General features: G+C 66.9%; 13 protein-coding genes. 3 read left to right on the top strand and 10 right to left on the bottom strand.

Translation table 11 applies throughout. The features are described from left to right. Positions 1-4: 4 nt before the first annotated feature. The 3 genes from MA09_RS05375 to MA09_RS05365 all read right to left on the bottom strand — a co-directional run bounded on the left by MA09_RS05375 (position 5) and on the right by MA09_RS05365 (position 5,053). Positions 5-2,392: a TIM-barrel domain-containing protein gene (locus MA09_RS05375; protein WP_036246005.1), complete on the bottom strand. Its 2,388-nt coding sequence runs from the start codon at positions 2,390-2,392 to the stop codon at positions 5-7. A gap of 101 nt (positions 2,393-2,493) precedes the next feature. Next, positions 2,494-3,921: an FAD-dependent oxidoreductase gene (locus MA09_RS05370; protein WP_081897431.1), complete on the bottom strand. Its 1,428-nt coding sequence runs from the start codon at positions 3,919-3,921 to the stop codon at positions 2,494-2,496. Between the two features lie 154 nt (positions 3,922-4,075). Then, positions 4,076-5,053, bottom strand: a complete 978-nt coding sequence (locus tag MA09_RS05365) for an amidohydrolase family protein (RefSeq protein WP_036246003.1) — start codon at positions 5,051-5,053, stop codon at positions 4,076-4,078. A gap of 161 nt (positions 5,054-5,214) precedes the next feature. Between MA09_RS05365 and MA09_RS05360 the strand changes: the two genes are divergently transcribed. Together MA09_RS05360 and MA09_RS05355 are read left to right on the top strand one after the other, a co-directional pair. Further along, positions 5,215-6,729 (top strand): peptide MFS transporter, encoded by a 1,515-nt coding sequence (locus tag MA09_RS05360; protein ID WP_229440569.1) that lies wholly within the window; start codon positions 5,215-5,217, stop codon positions 6,727-6,729. A gap of 163 nt (positions 6,730-6,892) precedes the next feature. After that, complete coding sequence (locus MA09_RS05355) at positions 6,893-8,104, top strand: pyridoxal phosphate-dependent aminotransferase (RefSeq protein ID WP_036246001.1); 1,212 nt, start codon at positions 6,893-6,895, stop codon at positions 8,102-8,104. Between the two features lie 12 nt (positions 8,105-8,116). On the opposite strand, the gene MA09_RS05350 is transcribed toward MA09_RS05355, so the two are convergent. Genes MA09_RS05350 through MA09_RS05340 form a run of 3 tightly spaced genes read right to left on the bottom strand, consistent with a single transcriptional unit; the run spans position 8,117 to position 11,562 of the window. After that, a complete protein-coding gene (locus MA09_RS05350; RefSeq protein ID WP_152594569.1) occupies positions 8,117-9,475 on the bottom strand; it encodes an ATP-binding protein in 1,359 nt (452 codons plus the stop codon). A 56-nt stretch (positions 9,476-9,531) separates the two neighbouring features. Further along, positions 9,532-11,001, bottom strand: coding sequence for an ATPase domain-containing protein (locus MA09_RS05345; protein ID WP_036245999.1), 1,470 nt, complete (start codon positions 10,999-11,001; stop codon positions 9,532-9,534). Further along, entirely contained in the window at positions 11,002-11,562 is a 561-nt protein-coding gene (locus MA09_RS05340) for a hypothetical protein (RefSeq protein WP_229440568.1), read from the bottom strand. 76 nt (positions 11,563-11,638) lie between these two features. Between MA09_RS05340 and MA09_RS05335 the strand changes: the two genes are divergently transcribed. After that, entirely contained in the window at positions 11,639-13,408 is a 1,770-nt protein-coding gene (locus tag MA09_RS05335) for a DUF885 family protein (protein WP_036245992.1), read from the top strand. Between the two features lie 95 nt (positions 13,409-13,503). Here MA09_RS05335 and MA09_RS05330 read toward each other — a convergent pair whose 3' ends face one another. Genes MA09_RS05330 through ligA form a run of 4 tightly spaced genes read right to left on the bottom strand, consistent with a single transcriptional unit; the run spans position 13,504 to position 17,741 of the window. After that, positions 13,504-13,983, bottom strand: a complete 480-nt coding sequence (locus MA09_RS05330) for a hypothetical protein (RefSeq protein ID WP_051933192.1) — start codon at positions 13,981-13,983, stop codon at positions 13,504-13,506. After that, positions 13,983-14,525, bottom strand: a complete 543-nt coding sequence (gene def / locus MA09_RS05325) for a peptide deformylase (protein WP_036245988.1) — start codon at positions 14,523-14,525, stop codon at positions 13,983-13,985. Before def ends, MA09_RS05330 begins: the two co-directional genes overlap by 1 nt. Further along, the gene (gene galU / locus MA09_RS05320; RefSeq protein WP_036245986.1) at positions 14,522-15,415 is read right to left on the bottom strand and encodes a UTP--glucose-1-phosphate uridylyltransferase GalU; all 894 of its coding nucleotides are present in this window, start codon (positions 15,413-15,415) and stop codon (positions 14,522-14,524) included. Before galU ends, def begins: the two co-directional genes overlap by 4 nt. Positions 15,416-15,434: 19 nt before the next feature. Next, a complete protein-coding gene (ligA, locus tag MA09_RS05315; protein WP_051933191.1) occupies positions 15,435-17,741 on the bottom strand; it encodes an NAD-dependent DNA ligase LigA in 2,307 nt (768 codons plus the stop codon). Positions 17,742-17,778 lie beyond the last annotated feature (37 nt).

Genomic DNA, 17,778 nt, shown 5'->3' with positions numbered 1-17,778 from the left:
CTGTTTACAGTGTGATCGCCACCTGCGCCGATGGCTGCTTGCGCGCGGCCAGCGGCACTTCCAGCAGCTTGTGGCGGCTGTTCCAGCTGAAGGCCACGGCGCGCCCGTCCACCGTCACCGCGCGCGGTTTCGCCGCGACGTTGTGCACCTTGAGCGAGAAGCCGCGCTCGCTTGGGGGCTGCGCCTTGCCGGTTTCGGTCCGCAGGCCGATCTCGAGCTTGCCATCGGCGTAGCGGCTGGCGAAGCGCACGATCTCGTACTTGCCCTTGGCATAGGCGTCGGCCGTCTCGCCGTCGTCGTCGTACATCTTGCCCTCGCCGCCCGCCACGCTGGCGTCGTGGTAGTAGTGCAGGTCGATGTTCCGGGTCGAGTAGTCGCGCGTGGTCTGCACCACCTTGGCCATCGGGACGAAGGCGCCGGCGCGCACGTACACCGGGATGTGCGCCTCGACCGGCTTCACCACCTCCGTGATGCCGCCGCGGTGCTTCTCGCCGGTGTGGAAGTCGAACCAGACACTGTCCTTGCCCGGGAAGTGGACTTCCTTGCGGGTCGCGCCCGGCTCCACGATCGGGGCCACCAGGAAATCAGGCCCCCACAGGTAGGTCGACGACATGGCGGTGGCCTCGTCTTCCTCGAACAGCACCGGGCGCATCAGCGGCATGCCGGTCTGGCTGTTGTCGAAGCCGAGCGTGTAGTTATACGGCAGCATGGCGTAGCGCAGCCAGACCGCCTCGCGTGCCAGTACCTTGGTGCGCTCGGAGCGGAACACCGGCTCCGGCGGCACCTCGGCCTGCGCGTGCGGGCGGAAGATCGGCTGGAACACGCCGTACTGGAGCCAGCGCACGTAAAGCTCATCGTCCAGCACCGGGCCGGCGAAGCCGCCCAGGTCCGAGTGCATGTAGCCCAGGCCTTGCATGCCCATCTGGAGCGAGATCTCCATCTGCGACTGCAATCCGCCCCAGCCGCGGCTGACGTCGCCCGACCAGGGGATCATGCCGAAGCGCTGCGAGCCCGAATAGCCGGCGCGCATCAGGATGAAGGGGCGCTCGTCCGGGTAGTCGCGCGCGTAGCCTTCCGCGATCAGGCGCGCCCAGTCGTGGCCGTAGACGTTGTGGACCTGGTCCGCGGTTTTGCCCCCACCGTGCCGCACCCAGGACGGATGCAGTTCCGGCTCGCCCAGGTCGCCCCACCAGCCGCCCACGCCGCCGTTCTTCAGTTCCTTGTAGATGTTCCAGAACCAGTCGCGGCCCTGCTGGGTGTACAGGTCGATGAGACCCGTGTTCCCGAAGTAGAAGTCGTAGGTGGCGGGCTTGCCCGTGTCGTCCGTTGCCAGCACCTTCTGCTGCACCGCTTCCTGCCAGCGCTTCGAAGTCGTCAGGACGAACGGCTCGGTGATGACGATGGTCTTCACGCCCTTCCGCTTGAAGTCGGCCATCATCTTCTCGGCGTTCGGGAAGCTGTCGCGGTCCCAGGCCAGGTTGCCCATCGTGCCCTTGATGTCCTTGCCGAACCAGTACAGGTCGAGCACGACGGCGTCGAGCGGAATCTTCTCGGCCGCGAAACGGTCCACCACGGCGCGCGTCTCGGCTTCGGTCTTGTAGCCGAAGCGGCTCGCGAAGTTGCCGAAGGCCCAGCGCGGCGGCAGCGGCTGGCGTCCGGTCAGGCTCGTGTAGTTGGCCATGACCTCAGGCCAGCTGTCGCCGGCCACCACCTGGTAGGTCTTGCGCCCGCCGATCACTTCGTAGCGCAGCGTGCCGTCCTTGCGGCTGTCGAAGTCGAGGTAGCCGACCTGCGGGTTGTCGAAGTGGATCGCGTACTTCTTCGACGACAGCGCGACCGGGATCGTGTAGTTCAGCAGCTGCGAGGTCTTGCCATAGCCGTAGTCGGCCTTGTTGTAGAGCTGGAAGCGGTTGCCGCGGCGGTTCATGCCGACCGCGCGGGCGCCGGCGCCGTACAGGGCTTCGCCGTCTTCCAGCGCGAATTCGATGGTCTCGAGCTTGTCGCCCTTGGCGTAGCCGCCCTTCTCCGCCACCAGTGGCTTGCCCTTGTACAGGTAGCTGATGCGGAAGGGTTGCTTGTCGACGACGACGGTGATGCCCGCTGTCGCCAGCTCGATCCGGCTGCCTTCGGCCTTCAGGCTCGCCCCGACGCCGGAGGGCGGCAGCACCACCGCGTGCGAGGCCGGGTCGCGTTGCTGGCCGTTCGGGATGAAGGTGGTCTCGACCACATGGGCCGAGTAAGGCTTGATCAGGTAGCGGCCGTCGCTGGTGGCCAGCTCCAGGGTGTTCTGGTTGAGGGCATGGCCTTGCAGCTGGCGCTCGGCGTTCTGGGCGTGAGCGAGCGGGCTGGCCATGAGGCACAGGAGGAGCCGGGCGATCGTGGTTTTCGTCATTGGGTCTCGGTTGTTGTCATTGGACGCAACCGAGAGCATGACAGAAATTCGCGAGCTGAAAAAGTGGCAATGTAATTAAATTACAGCCGTGTCGGGCTGATTCAGGGGATGGTACGTCCCCGCACGGTAGCCCGCACGAGTCCGGCAATGTCGTCGTACATGCGGGTTTCGATGGCGAGCCGGGCGCGGATGCCGCGTTCTTGAAGTACTTCCTCGGCGGCGATGTAGCCGGACTTCGTCGCACCCTCCATCGTGCACGGCATCACGGTGCGGGTCCAGTCGCCCGCCAGGGTCAGGCCTGGAATCGGCGAACGGGCCGGCAGCCGCATGCCCTCGAAGCCAACGGTCGGGCACGGGATTGCCATCGGCACCCGGTGCACGTCGGCGTGCAGCAGGCGCGCGCGGGCGGCGCGCGGCGCGATCTCGGCCAGCTCGTCGACCGTGCGGCGCACGATCTCGTCGTCGCTCAGGTGGTGCGCGCGGTGGCTGTAGATGATGTTGCTGGCGATGACCGTCGGACGGCCCCGCCAGCCCTGCCGGATCTGGGACAGGTCGTAGAAATCGTAGTTCAGGCGGCCCGGGGACCACAGGTGCGAGGCGAAGCGCTCGGCCTTGATGTCACGGTCGAACCAGAGATAGACGCAGACATAGGGGCTGGGCTCGAAGCGCGGCAGCACGTGGAACGGGGCCCGCCCCCGCCAACCGGACGGCAGCGCCAGGGCGAGGTCCTGCGGCGGCACGGCGCTCACCACCTGCTGCGCCGGGATGTGCGTGCCGTCGGCCAGCACCACGCCATCGACCCGCTCACGGCCGGAAAGGTAGGCCACGCCCCTGCCCTTGATCACCCTGCCGCCGGCGCGCTCGATGACGCGCGTTGCCTGCTGCGTGTACAGTTCGCCCAGGCCGACCTTGGCAAAGCCGAAGTGCAGGCCGCGATAGCCGCTCAGCTGGGCGTGGATGCGCATCAGCGAGGCGGCCGACACGCGTTCGAGCGGCACGTTGGTGACCACCATGGACGCGAAGCGCCACCACCAGTCGATCAGGTCTTCGGTCACGCCCAGCGAGCGGAAGTAATCGAGGCCGGAGATGCGGTCGAGCCTTGCTACCTGCTCCTCGCCGAAACGCATGCCGCGCCAGCCTGTCGGCAGCATCGACAGGTAGTCCTGCATGCCCAGGCCCGGGGCGCCGAAGATGCTGGGGCCGAGGCTGAGCGGCGCCGGCAGCGGCCAGTGGCGCAGGACGGTCGGCTTCGGCTTGCTGGCCACCGTCAGTACCTTGCCAGGCTGCCAGCAGATCAGGTCGCGGGTGCCGAGGCGCTCGAGCAGCGCCAGCATGTTGTGGTATTCGGAATGGAAGATGTGCGGGCCGATGTCGACCACGTCGCCGGTGACCGGTTCGCGCCAGCAACTGGCGCGGCCGCCCAGCCGCTCCGAGCGCTCGACTACCGTCACCGCGATTCCGTGGTCCGCCAGCCCCACCGCGCAGGCCAGTCCCGCCAGCCCTCCTCCCACCACCGTTACCTGAGTCATCCGCTTGCCTCTCCGTGGACGCACATGCTGCCTGTGCACATCCAGCTAGTGTTCGGGAAGCAGGCGCGTCCTTCGGTTAGGGCGCGCACATATGGGGCAGGAAACCGGAGACAGGCCGGGTCAGCTGCGTGACGCCGGCCCGGCCCGGCTCGGCTCAGCGCAGATAGGGCATGACGTTGTTCGCCACGCGCGCCGCTTCGGCATCGGTGAGCGGCAAGCTGCGGAAGGCGGCCCAGGCCTCGCGCGGGCCCACGTCCGCGCCGATCTCGGCGTCGGAGCCGTACAGGACGCGCTCCATGCCGACCTGGCGCAGGCGGCGCACCAGGCGGCGTGCGTCCGCGGCCGACAGGCCCGGGCGGGCGAAGGCCGCGACATCGACCCAGACGTGGCGCATGCGCGGATCCTGGCGCGCCGCAGCGTCGGCCAGCACCCCCAATGCGGCGAGCTGCGGAGACGCTTCACCCTCACCCGAATACGCCACCTGCACCGGAACGCCGGGAGCATGCGGCAACAGCTGGTCGACCAGCAGGCGCGCCTCGCGCACCCCGGTTTCGCGCAGCTGCAGCACGATGGCCATGCCGCGCGCATTGGCCGAGCGGAACACGCGGCGCAGGCGCTCGACCTGCTCCGGATCATCCAGCTGGACACCGCCGGCGGCCGGCTGCAGCTTGATGCCGCGCCCGAATTCCGGACTGGCGGCGCAGCGTGCCAGTTCAGCCAGCGCATAGTCCTTGAGCGGATCGACGCTGCATAGCGCCACCAGCCGCTCCGGGTACTCGGCGGCCTGGCGCGCGACCCAATCGTTCTCGGCACGCACCCGCGCATATTCCTCCTCCAGCGTGCGCGCCGGCTGCCCGTAGACGTAGGCGACCGACAGCACCGCGGCACGTTCGATGCCGGCTGCGTCGAGCTGGGGAATCAGGTCTTGCGCGGACACCGGGCGCATGGCGCTCGTGGCCGACATGAAGGCCGCCGCCGCCGGGCTGTAGACATGCTGGTGATGGTCTGCCACCGGCGTCGCAACGGGCGTCGGAATGGGCGCGCGCGGCGCCAGCACTGCTGGCGCCGCGCCAACCGGGAGGCTCCATGCAAACGCCATGGCAGCGCAGCACAGGACGGGAAGACGCTTCATACATATACCTCGCGCGAAAATTGCCGGTGCCTTTGGGCCGGGCAAACCGCCATGGTATCTCATTGGCACCAACACCTGTCAAGATTGCATCTTGCATGCGCCTCGCGTAGGATCGCCCATCCGTGCCGCACCTGAGCAGGCCGTCCTTACAAGGGAAAGACATGAAGAACGACATGCCGCCACAAGCGGCTCACCCCGTGAGCCAGACCCGCTCCTTCCTCACGGTGGCCCTGATCGAATTGTGGGAGCGCTTCGGCTATTACGGCATGCAGGCGCTGATCGTGTATTTCATGGTGCAGCGCCTCGGTTTCGAGGACAGCCGCGCCAACCTGGTATGGGGCGCCGCGGCCGCGCTGATCTACGTGGCCCCGGCCATCGGCGGCTGGGTCGGCGACCAGGTGCTGGGCACGCGGCGCTGCATGATCCTGGGCGCCCTCATCCTCACCCTCGGCTACGCGCTGATGGCCGTGCCGACGACGAATACCTGGATGACCTTCTCGGCGCTGGGCGTGATCGTGGTCGGCAACGGCCTGTTCAAGCCGAACACCGCCAACCTGGTGCGCAAGATCTACGAAGGCGACGATTCCAAGATGGACAGCGCCTTTACCATGTATTACATGGCCGTGAACGTCGGCTCGACCTTCTCGATGCTGGCCACGCCCTGGATCAAGGACTACGTCAACGCGGCCTACGGCGGCAACCTGGGCTGGCACGTGGCTTTCGCCGTGTGCAGCGTCGGCCTGACGATCGGCCTGCTGACTGTCGGCGTGCTGCGCAAGACCGTCGCCCACATCGGCTCGCCGCCGGACGCCCGGCCGCTGCAGAAAACGAAGCTGCTGGCCGTGCTGGCCGGCGGCGTGGTCGCCGTCGCCGCCTCGGCCGTCATCCTCGAATACCGCGAGCTGGCGCGCGCCTTCGTCTACGTGGCGGGCTTCGTCGTGCTCGGCATCTTCTTCCACCTGATCCGCACCAGCCAGCCGAGCGAACGCGCCGGCCTGATCGCGGCCCTGGTGCTGACGCTGCAGACCGTGTTCTTCTTCATCTTCTACCAGCAGATGTCGACCTCGCTGTCGCTGTTCGCGCTGCGTAACGTCGACCTGGAGTTCACCATGCTCGGCGCCCATCTGTGGACCTGGTCGCCGGCGCAGTTCCAGGCGCTCAACGCCATCTGGATCATGGTGCTGAGCCCGGTGCTGGCCTGGATCTACACCCGCGCCGGCAGCAGCGGCAAAGACCTGTCGATCGCCGCCAAGTTCGCCCTCGGCTTCGCGGTGGTGGCGGCCGGCTTCTTCACCTACGGCGTGGCGGGCGCCTTCGCCGTGAACGGGCTGACCTCGTCGTGGATCATGATCGCCGGCTACGGCCTGTACTCGCTGGGCGAACTCCTGGTGAGCGGCCTGGGCCTGGCCATGATCGCCCGCTACGTGCCGGCGCGCATGGGCGGCTTCATGATGGGCGCCTACTATGTCGGCGTCGGCATTTCGCAATACCTGGGCGGCGTGGTGGCCAACCTGGCCGCCGTGCCGGAGGGCATGAGCGATCCGCTGCAGACGCTGCCCGTGTACACGAGCCTGTTCAACAAGCTGGGGATCGCGGCGATTGCGTGCACCCTGATTGCGCTGGCGGCCTTGCCGCTGATGCGCAAGCTGACGGCCACGCACCACGCGCACCAGTAATCCGGGCACGCGCGAACCCGTAGGGTGGGCAGGTCTCCTGCCCACGCGGCGATAGGTACCGGTTGAACAAGCGCACAGGCTGCTCCAGCCTGATTTGAGCGCGTGGGCGGGAAACCCGCCCACCCTACGGTATCATTGCGAATCAGCCTTCACGGATTCCAGCATGTCAGCTCTAAACTTACCCGATTCCCACACCCTGCGCGCGCTCCAGGTCGCCCAGCGCGTCCACGCCATCGAACCATTCCGCGTCATGGAAATGGTGAAAGCCGCCGGCGAAATGAAGCGCAGCGGCGTCGACGTCATCAGCATGAGCGTCGGCGAACCCGATTTCACCGCCCCCGACATCGTCGCCCATGCGGCCATGGAAGCCATCAAGGGCGGCGTGACCCAGTACACCGATTCGCTCGGCCTGCGCGAGCTGCGTGAAGCGATCGCCGGCCACTACGCGGCGGTCCACGGCCTCGACATCGACCCGCGCCGCATCGTGGTGACCGCAGGTGCTTCCGCCGGCCTGCTGCTGGCCTGCGCCGCACTGGTGGCCGACGGCGACGAGGTCCTGATGCCGGACCCCTGCTACCCCTGCAACCGCCACTTCGTCTCTGCCTTCGGCGGCAAGCCGGTACTGGTGCCCGCGTCCAGCGAAGACCGTTACCAGCTCAGTGCTGCCCACGTCAACGAACACTGGGGCGAACGCTCGCGCGGCGTGCTGGTCGCTTCGCCCTCGAACCCGACCGGCACCTCGATGACGCCCGAGCAGTTGCGCGAGATGCTTGCCGCCGTCCGCGCCCGCGGCGGCTTCGCCATCATCGACGAGATCTACCAGGGATTGTCGTACGACCACAAGCCGGTAAGCAGCCTGGCGCTCGACCCGGACGTCATCACCGTCAACAGCTTCTCGAAATACTTCAGCATGACCGGCTGGCGCCTGGGCTGGCTGGTGGTGCCCGATGCGCTGGTGTCCACGTTCGAGAAACTGGCGCAGAACCTGTTCATCTGCGCCCCGACCGTGGCCCAGCAGGCAGCCCTGGCCTGCTTCACGCCCGAAGCGCTCGGCATCTACGAAGAACGCCGGGGCGAATTCCAGCGCCGCCGCGATTATCTCGTTCCCGGGCTGCGCGAACTCGGTTTCCAGGTGCCGGTGATGCCGGACGGCGCCTTTTACGTGTACGCGGACATCAGCGCCCTTCCGCACCGGCACGCCGGCGACAGCACCGCCTTTGCGTGGTCGGTGCTGCGCGACGCGCATGTGGCGATCGTGCCGGGGGATGATTTCGGTTTTGCCGCGCCCGCAAGGCACGTGCGCTTCTCGTACGCCACGCGCCTGGAACGCATCGAGGAAGCAGTGGGTCGCCTCGAACGCATCTTGCGGTCCTGAGCCAGGGGTGGATCAGCCGCCCTGCAAGGTCTCGCGCGCCTCGCCTACCAGTTCCAGCAGGGTGTCCGGCGCGGCCGGCTTGACCAGGTAGCGGTCGAAGCCGGCGTCGAGCGCGCGCTCGCGGTCTTCGCCCTGGCCGTAGCCCGACAGCGCGATCGCGAACGGGCGCTTGGCATCCGCGTCCGTCCCCCGCACATGCCGCAGGCGCTCGATGATTTCCAGCCCATCGATGCCAGGCAGCCCGATGTCGCAGATCACGACGTCATAGTCGCGCGCCTGCGCCTTCTCCAGGCCCGCCTGGCCATCGTAGGCGATGGCGACCTCGTGCCCGGCCAGCTCCAGCAGCGTCCGCAGGGTATCGCAGGCATCGACGTTGTCTTCGACCAGCAGGATACGGAAGGCGCCTTCGGCCGCGCTTGGGCCAACGGGGATCTCGGCGACCTGCGCCTTCGCGCCCGACAGCGGCAGGCGCACCGTGAAGGTGCTGCCCTGTCCTTCCCCGGCGCTGTCGGCCATCACGCTGCCGCCGTGCATGCCGACCAGGTTGCGCACCACGTTCAGGCCGATACCGAGCCCCCCTTCCGAACGGGCCAGCGAACGCGGGCCCTGCATGAACAGGTCGAAGACCTGGGGCAGCATCTCGGGCGCGATGCCGGCGCCGTTGTCGCTCACCTGGACCACGACTTCCTCGCCCGCGCGCCAGGCGCGCAGCACGATGCGCCCCCCGTGGCCGGTGTACTTGGAGGCATTGCCGAGCAGGTTGGCGAAGACCTGGGTCAGGCGCACCGGGTCGCCTTCGATGATCATCTGCTCCTCCGGCAGCTCGACCGTCAGCGACTGGCCGCGTTCGCGGATGCGGCCGGCGACCGTTTCGACGGCCTGGTCGAGCGCCCCGGCCAGCGCCAGCGGTCGGACGTGGAGCGTGATCTTGCCGCTGCTGATGCGGGCGGCATCGAGCAGGTCGTCGAGCAGGTGCGCCATCTGGTCGACCTGGCGCCGCACGACGCCCGCTACATGGGCGAGCCGGCCGCCATGAGCCGACCCGCTGCCCAAGCTTTGCAGCAGGCTGGCCGACATGCTCAGCGGCGCCAGCGGGTTGCGCAGCTCATGCGCCAGCATGGCGAGGAATTCGGTCTGGCGGCGGTTGGTGGCCTCGGCCAGGTCGCGCAGCGACTGCGCGCTGACCGTGGCCATGACCAGGTGTTCGTTGGCTTCGCGCAGCTGGTTGACCTGCTCTTCGAGGCGCTCGCGGTCGCGCGCCAGGATGCGCGCATGTGACAGCTCGGCTTCGAGCACGGCGATACGGTGATGCAGTTCCTGCTCGCGCAGAACGCTGCCAGGGCTGCCCCCGTGACTGTTCTCGTCACCCATCAGGGAACGTTGCTCAGAGCCGGCAGTCGATTCATCATACGTTCCCATGTCATACCTTATTCGCCGTAGTTCACGCGGTCGGTGCCGCCGAACAGCACCCCGTTGACCGGCGCCGCGATCGGGTCGATCTCGATCCCCTCGTCCGTGATCCGGTATTCACGGACATCGCTGCTATGGCCGCTGCCGCGCACCTTGACCACCGCGATGTACTTGCGCACCTGGCCGTCCACTTCGGCATAGCGCATCCCGACGATGGCGTCGGTGATGTAGGCCATGTCGGGACGGGTGTAGTTCATGTTGGTCACCTGCTCGTCCAGGCCTACCGTGACCAGCACCGACACCCCGCGCCTCGCGAGGCTGGTCAGCATCCGGAACACGCCTTCGCGCAGGTCGCGCGTGCATTCCGGCGCCAGGTACAGGGTGACTTCGGACAGCGAGTCGATGACGACGCGGCGCGCGCCGGTGCGGTCGATGGCCATCAGGAGCTCGTCTTCCAGCTCTTCCAGGGTCAGGTCGATCATGCGGCTCTCGACCACGCTGACGTGGCCTGCCCGGACCATCTCCGCGAGCTCGGCGTTGCGCAGGCGCGCCGTGCCTTTCTCGAAGCACATCAGGATGCCGTGTTCGCCCTCGCGGGCCCCGGCCTGCAGGAAGCGCGTGCCCATGATGGTCTTCCCGCACCCGGTCGGTCCGATGGCGAGCAGCGAATGGCCCTGGGGGAGGCCGCCGTAGAGCAGGTCGTCGAGTCCCGGCGTGCCGGTCGGGATGCGGGCCGGATCCCGATCGAGTGGGGTTCCCTGCAGCCGGTCTTCCGACAGCGGCGGCAACAAGCGCGGATAGATGCGCAGGCCGTCGCCGGTCATCCGGAAGGTGTGCGAACCGGCCATGTGCGCCTGCCCGCGCATCTTGACGATACGGATCTTGCGCACCACCGCATGGCGCTCATGGAACTGGCTGAGCATGATCATGCCGTCGGCGACCGTCATGATCGGATTGGCTTCGATATCGGCATGCTGGTACTCGCCGATGAGAAAGGTGGTTGCCATCCAGCTCGTCATGCGGGTACCGAGTTCCTGGACGAAATGCTGCAGGTCGCTCATGCCCTCGTTGCCGTTGCGGGCCGTCTGGATGACCGAGCGGAAGGAATCCACGAACACCAGGCTCGGCGCAAAATCCTCGACCTCCCGCGTAATGCGTTCGAGCACGCCGTTGAAGTCGCCGGCGCGCAGGTCCGAGGCCAGGTTGACGTAGCGGATGCAGGTCCCCACCTTCTCCATATCGAAGAAAGAATACTGCTGCTGGTAGCGCAACATCTTCAGCGGCGGCTCGCCCAGCACCGTAAAGAACAGCGCGCGACGCTCCTGGCTGGCCAGCGAAAACATCATCTGGTGGGCCATCGTGGTCTTGCCACATCCGGGAGCTCCGGTGATCAGGTTGAACGAAAACTCGTTCAACCCACCGCCCAGGAGAACATCGAGCCCCGGCACACCGGTAGCCAATTTTCCCAGGGTTACTTTGTCGCTCATTTATTTCTGCTCCTGTGCATTCTTCTGCTGGCCTGCCGGCGTATGGCCGGCGATGGTGGCCGATGCGAGCAACTGCTGCGTCAGCCTCTCCCCGATGAGTGCGGCAAGTAATTGGGTGAAAGTCCGCAACAAGGCGTCGCTAGCCGCCGCGGCGCGCTCCGGTTCGGCCAGGGCCATCCGTTCTTCCAGCATACTGAACAGCTGCGCCGGGGAACGGCAGGACTGCTGGGGAGCAAGCCAGGCGTGATCGGGACCGATCACGTGGACGGCCCGGCCGAACAAGGCACAAAAACCGCTTTCTCCGATGAGCGGGCAGAGCTGCGTTGCGATCGTCCGCCACGGCTGTACCAGCGCGCCGTTTCCAGCGGCCGGTTCGGGTGCGCCCGTGCTATTCGTCATGTCTTCGTCGTTCAACAATGATTGCCGCTGGTGGAAGTCTGGGTCTGCGGGACCGGCGCGCGTCCGCGACAGGGGACGCCGTGGCTGGCTCCCGGTGCAGCGGGCATTATAGCGTGTCAATTCGGCAAATTGATAAGTTAACCAAGTATCTTTCTGAAACATTTCCAATCGTGCCAATCTGTCGCTGACCCGCTAAGATGCATATCGCCGAGCAACATGCTCTTCTTTTGGGATATCCATGGAAAAAAATCTGGGCGCCGTCCTGACGACGGCCTGTGTACTGCTGAGTCTGGCGGCTGCCCCTGCCGGTGCCGTTTCTGCGACTGCCTCGAGCGCTGACGCGCGTTTTAAGACAATCTACACCAAAGAGTGGAAGTGGCGCGTCTCGGAACGCCTGGCCAGGGCTGACGACGACCACGGCGTCAGCGCCGAGTTGGCCCGCGTCGATGCGCCGGCGCAGGAAGCGCGGCGCGTGTACTGGGAAGGCGTCCTGAAGGAACTCGACGGCATCAGGCCGGGCGAATTGTCCCATGGCCAGCGCGTCGACTTCGCGGTCTACCGCGCCCAGATCGCCGCCCTGCTCGACGCCCAGCGCTTCCGCGAATATGAGCAGCCGGTCAATGCCGACAGCGCTTTCTGGACCGACGTCACCTTCACGCCGCGCCGCCCGTTCAAGACCCTCGAGGATTACCGCAACTACCTGAAGCAGCTGGCCGCCCTCCCCGGGTATTTCGCGCAGGAGACCGCCAACATGCGCGCTGGCATGGCGCGCGGCTTCACGCCGCCGCAGGTGACGCTCAGGGGCCGCGACGTGGCGCTCGTCTCGATCGCCGACGCGAAGACGCCGCAGGAAACGGTGTTCTTCACGCCCTTCAAGAACTTCCCGGGCTCGGTGCCAAGCGCCGAGCAGGAAGCACTGCGGACCCAGGCCGCGACGATCATCCGCGACGGCGTGCAGCCGGCCTACGCGAAGGTACTGGACTTCTTCCGCAACGAATACGTGCCGAAGGCCCGCACCACGCTCGCCGCCGAGAGCATGCCTGGCGGGAAGGCCTATTACCAGTCGAAGATCGTCGAGTACACCACGACCAATTTAACGGCCGAGCAGATCCACGCGATCGGTCTGGCGGAAATGGCGAAGATCCGCGCCGAGATGCATGAGACCATGAAGAAGGCGGACTTCAAGGGGGACCTGCCGGCCTTCCTGGCCTTCCTGCGCACCGATCCGCAGTTCTATGCCAAGACGCCGAAGGAGCTGCTGATGCATGCGGCGTGGACCGCCAAGAAATTCGATGCCAAGGCCGACCAGTACTTCGGCTACCTGCCGCGCCGCCGCTTCGCAATCCTGCCGGTGCCGGACGACCAGGCGCCCTTCTACACCGCCGGCCGCGGCGGTCCCGGTTCGTACTGGGTCAACACCTACAATCTGCCGGCACGTGCGCTGTACAGCCTGCCGGCGCTGACGCTGCACGAGTCGGCGCCGGGACATGCCTTCCAGATGCCGGTCGCGCTGGAGCAGCAAGGCGTGCCGAACTTCCGCCGCGCCTACATCTCGGCCTTCGGCGAAGGCTGGGCCCTGTACTCGGAACGCCTGGGCGTGGAGATGGGCATCTACGAGACGCCCTATGAACACTTCGGCATGCTGAGCTACCAGGCCTGGCGCGCATCGCGCCTGGTGGTCGACACCGGCATCCACGCCAAGGGCTGGACGCGCGAGCAGGCCCAGGCCTACCTGATGGAGAACACGGCGCTGGCCAGGCATGAGGTCGAGACCGAAGTGGACCGCTACATCTCGTGGCCGGGGCAGGCGCTGTCCTACTACCTGGGGCAGATGGCGATCCAGGAGGCGCGCGCGCGGGCGGAGAAGGCGTTGGGGCCGAAGTTCGACATCCGCAACTTCCACGACACCGTGCTGCAGCTGGGATCGGTGCCGCTGCCGGTGCTGCAACAGCGGATCGATGCGTTCATTGCGGATGGGGGGAAGTCGCCGTATCCGAAAGAGTCGTAATTACCCCGCCCACGCGGTGATCGTTTGCAGCGAGATCATCCGGCGCGGCGACGCAGCCCGTTGCGATCGCCGCGTGGGCAGGAGACCTGCCCACCCTACAACAGCTTGAACTTGAGCTGGAACGACACCCCGCCGTACAGGCGGTCCTTGTACGACGGAATGATCCCGACATTCAAGCCGACACGCTGGTACTCATAGGTCAGCGTCGGAATCGCCGCCGGGAACCACCCGCCGTCGCGCATCTTCGGATAACCGTCGAAGGCCGCGATCGCCAGCCCCACGCGCACCGGTCCCAGCGCGTAGGGCTGCCAGATCACCCCCGCATAGTTCGACCACTGCCGGTCGCTGTTGTAGAAGCGTCCGACGGTGGCGGACGTGGCGCCGTTGAAGCGGTACTCCGCCCCCAGTCCCTTGTTGGCGCCGTTCAGGTCCTTGTCGCTGTCGAAGTGGGCGGTGGCGAAGCCGGTGTCGAGCCAGACTTCGCTCATCGGCGTCGCATCGATCTTCGTGAAAAGATCCTCGGCTTGCACCAAAGGAGCCACCAGCACCAGCAGCGGAAAAACGAGGGAACGCATCAGTCGTCGGCCTTTGGATCGAGATCGGGGAACATCACTTCGGTGAAGCCGAAGCGGGAAAAATCGCGGATGCGCATGGGGTACAGGATGCCGTGCAGGTGGTCCACCTCGTGCTGCACCACGCGCGCATGGAAGCCTTCGGCGTCGCGCACGATCCGTTTGCCATACTGGTCGACACCTTCGTAGTGCAACTTGGTGTAACGCGGCACGCTGCCGCGCAGGCCAGGTACCGACAGGCAACCCTCGAAGCCCTCCTCCATCTCTTCCGACAGGGGCGTCAGCACCGGATTGATCAGCACCGTCTCCGGCACCGGCGGCGCATCCGGGTAGCGCTGGTTTTTCCCGAAGCCGAAGATCACCAGCTGCAGGTTGACGCCGATCTGCGGCGCCGCCAGGCCGGCGCCGTTGGCGGCATGCATGGTCTCGAACATGTCACGGACCAGTGCGTGCAGCTCGGGCGTGTCGAACTCGAGGTCACCCAGGGGTTCGGCCACGCGCAGCAGGCGCGGGTCACCCATGCGCAGGATGGGGCGGACGCTCACGGCAGCAGGCCCCGCTCGCACAGCGATGCGAGATGGGCGCGGAAGCCGGCGGCGGTCTCCGGATGCTTCAGGCCGATCGCGGCGGTCGCTTCCAGGTAGCCGAGCTTGGAACCGCAATCGTAGCGCTGGCCGTCGTAGCGATAGGCCAGCACGCGCTCGGCCTGCATCAGCGCGGCGATGCCGTCGGTGAGCTGGATTTCGCCACCGGCGCCGGTGCCGAGGTTCTCGAGGTACTCGAAGATCGAGCCCGACAGCACGTAGCGGCCGACCACCGCCAGCGTGGACGGCGCCACGTCCGGCGCAGGCTTCTCGACGATGCCCGAGACCAGTTCCAGGTTCGGTCGGTAGCTCGATGCGCTGACGATGCCGTACTGGCGCGTGTTCTCGCGCGGGACGTCCTGCACCGCCAGGATGCTGGAGCGCTCGTAGGCGTACAGGTCGGTCATCTGGGCCAGCACAGGCTTCTTGCCGGCATCGGTATCCATGAAGTCGTCCGCCAGCAGCACGGCGAAGGGCTCGTTGCCCACCACCGGGCGGGCGCACAGGACCGCATGTCCCAGGCCCAGCGGCGCCGACTGGCGGATATAGATGCAGTTGACGTTCTTCGGGATGACGCCGCGCACCGTCTCGAGGAGGGCCTCCTTGCCCGCCGCTTCCAGCACCGATTCGAGCTCGTAGGCCTTGTCGAAATGGTCCTCGATGGCGCGCTTGTTGCGGCCGGTGATGAAGACCAGTTCGGTGATGCCCGCGGCCACGGCTTCTTCCACGGCATACTGGATCAGCGGCTTGTCCACGATCGGCAGCATCTCCTTCGGCTGCGCCTTGGTGGCGGGAAGGAAGCGGCTGCCGAGGCCGGCGACAGGAAAGACTGCTTTGCGAATCAGGCTCATGTTTTTCTCTTTCACTCGATCAGGAATTGAGCAGCGCCAGCAGGCCTGCTTCGTCAAGGATGGGAACGCCGAGTTCTTCCGCCTTGGCGAGCTTGCTGCCCGCCTCCGCACCTGCGACCACGTAGGAGGTTTTCTTCGATACCGAGCCGGAGACCTTGCCGCCGGCCTGCTCGATCAGCGCGCCCGCGGCGTCGCGGCTCATGGTCGGCAGGGTTCCGGTCAGCACGAAGGTCTTGCCGACGAGGTGGCCTTCGGCGGCCGCCTCGACGGGCAGCTGGGCCAGCAGTTCCGCACGGAGCCTCGCCAGCGCGGCGAGCTGCTCGCGGTGGCCAGGCTCCACCATCCATTCTTCCAGCGCGGCCGCGACACCAGCCGGCAGGCCAAACACACCGAACACGTTCAGGTGCGCCAGCGAGTCGAGCGTCTGGCCGGCGCCCAAGAGCTGGCGCGCCCGCGGCTCGGTCAGCTTGGGGATGCCGAGCGCCGCCAGCAGGTTCACTTCTTCCAGCTTTTCGCGCAGCTGGGCGCGGGGCGGATGCTCGCCCTGCGGCGTCACGCCGGCGGCCAGCAACGCGTCGATCTCGCGCTGGTTCTTCTCTTCTGCGAAGAATTCGGCGATGGCTTCGGCCACCGTGCCGCCGATGTCGGGCAGCACGCGCAGCAGCGCGGCCGGGGCCTGGCGCACCAGGTCGAAGCGTCCGAGCCAGTCGGCCAGGGTCTTGGCGGTCGATTCGCCCACGTGGCGGATGCCGAGCGCGAACAGCAGGCGTTCCAATGGTGGATTCTTGCTGGCAGCGATCGCAGCGAGCAGGTTATCTGCCCACTTGGTGGCGACCTTGCCTTGCTTCACAGTCTCGGGCGTGGTGCCGTCGCGCTCGTCGGCCAGCCGTTTCATCTTGAGCAGGTCGTCGAGCGTGAGCTTGTACAGGTCGGCCACGCCGTGGATCAGGTTGGACTCAACCAGGCTGTCGATATAGCGGTCGCCCAGGCCTTCGATGTCCATCATGCGGCGGCCCGCAAAATGGCGGATCGATTCCTTGCGCTGGGCGGCGCAGGTCAGTCCGCCGGTGCAGCGCGCCACTGCCTCGCCCTCCTCGCGCACCACGTGCGAGCCGCACACCGGACAGGTTTCCGGCAGCCTGTACGGCGCTGGCGCCGGGCTCGGGCGGCGTTCCAGCACCACGGACAACACTTCGGGAATCACGTCGCCGGCGCGGCGCACGATCACGCTGTCGCCCACGCGCACGTCCTTGCGCAGCACCTCGTCCTCGTTGTGCAGGGTGGCATTGGTGACGGTGACGCCGCCCACCGACACGGGAACAAGGCGCGCCACCGGCGTGATGGCGCCGGTGCGGCCCACCTGCACGTCGATCGCCGAGACGACGGTCAATGCTTCCTCGGCCGGGAATTTATGGGCCAGCGCAAAGCGCGGCGCGCGCGACACGAAACCGAGCTGGGCCTGGTCGGCCACGCGGTCGACCTTGTACACCACCCCGTCGATCTCGTACGGCAGGCTGGCACGGCGCTCGCCGATGCTGCGGTAGTAGTCGAGCAGGCCTTCGCAGCCGCTGACCACCGCGCGCTCTTTGGACACCGGCAGGCCGAGGCGGTCGAACCAGTCAAGCACCGCCGAATGCGATTCGGGCAGCTCGGCGCCTTCCAGGCGCCCGATGCCGTAGGCAAAGAAGCGCAGCTTCCTCTGGGCCGTGATGCGCGCGTCCAGCTGGCGCAGGCTGCCGGCGGCTGCGTTGCGTGGGTTGGCGAATTCCCTCGAGCCGGCGTCGCGCTGGCGCTGATTCAGGCGCGCGAAGTCGTCCTTGAACATCAGCACTTCGCCGCGTACTTCGAGCACGGCCGGCACCTCGTCGCCGTGCAGGCGCAGCGGGATCACCCTGACGGTGCGGATATTGGCCGTCACGTCTTCGCCGGTGTAGCCGTCGCCGCGCGTGGCGGCCTGCACGAACACGCCGTTCTCGTAGCGCAGGCTGATCGCCAGGCCGTCGAACTTCAGTTCGGCCGAGTAGGCCACCTGTCTCGCTTCCAGGCCTTCGCGCACGCGGCGGTCGAAGTTCTCGACGTCCTCATCCGTGAAGCCGTTGTTCAGCGAGAGCATCGGCACCGAGTGCGTGACCTGGCTGAATTCGGGGATGGGCGCGGCCCCGACGCGCGAAGTCGGCGAATCGTTCTTGACCGCCTGCGGCCAGGCGCTTTCCAGCTCCTGCAGTTCCTTGAACAGGCGGTCGTACTCGGCGTCCGGGATGGTCGGCGCGTCGAGCACGTGATAGTTGTAGATGTGGCGGTTGAGTTCTTCGACCAGCCACGCCATGCGGTCCTGGACCTCCTGTGGGACAGTCACGCCGGAC

Origin of the sequence: Massilia sp. BSC265 (assembly GCF_000740675.1) — a bacterium.
Taxonomy (GTDB): domain Bacteria; phylum Pseudomonadota; class Gammaproteobacteria; order Burkholderiales; family Burkholderiaceae_D; genus Telluria.
This window is presented reverse-complemented; position numbering and strand designations above follow the sequence as displayed.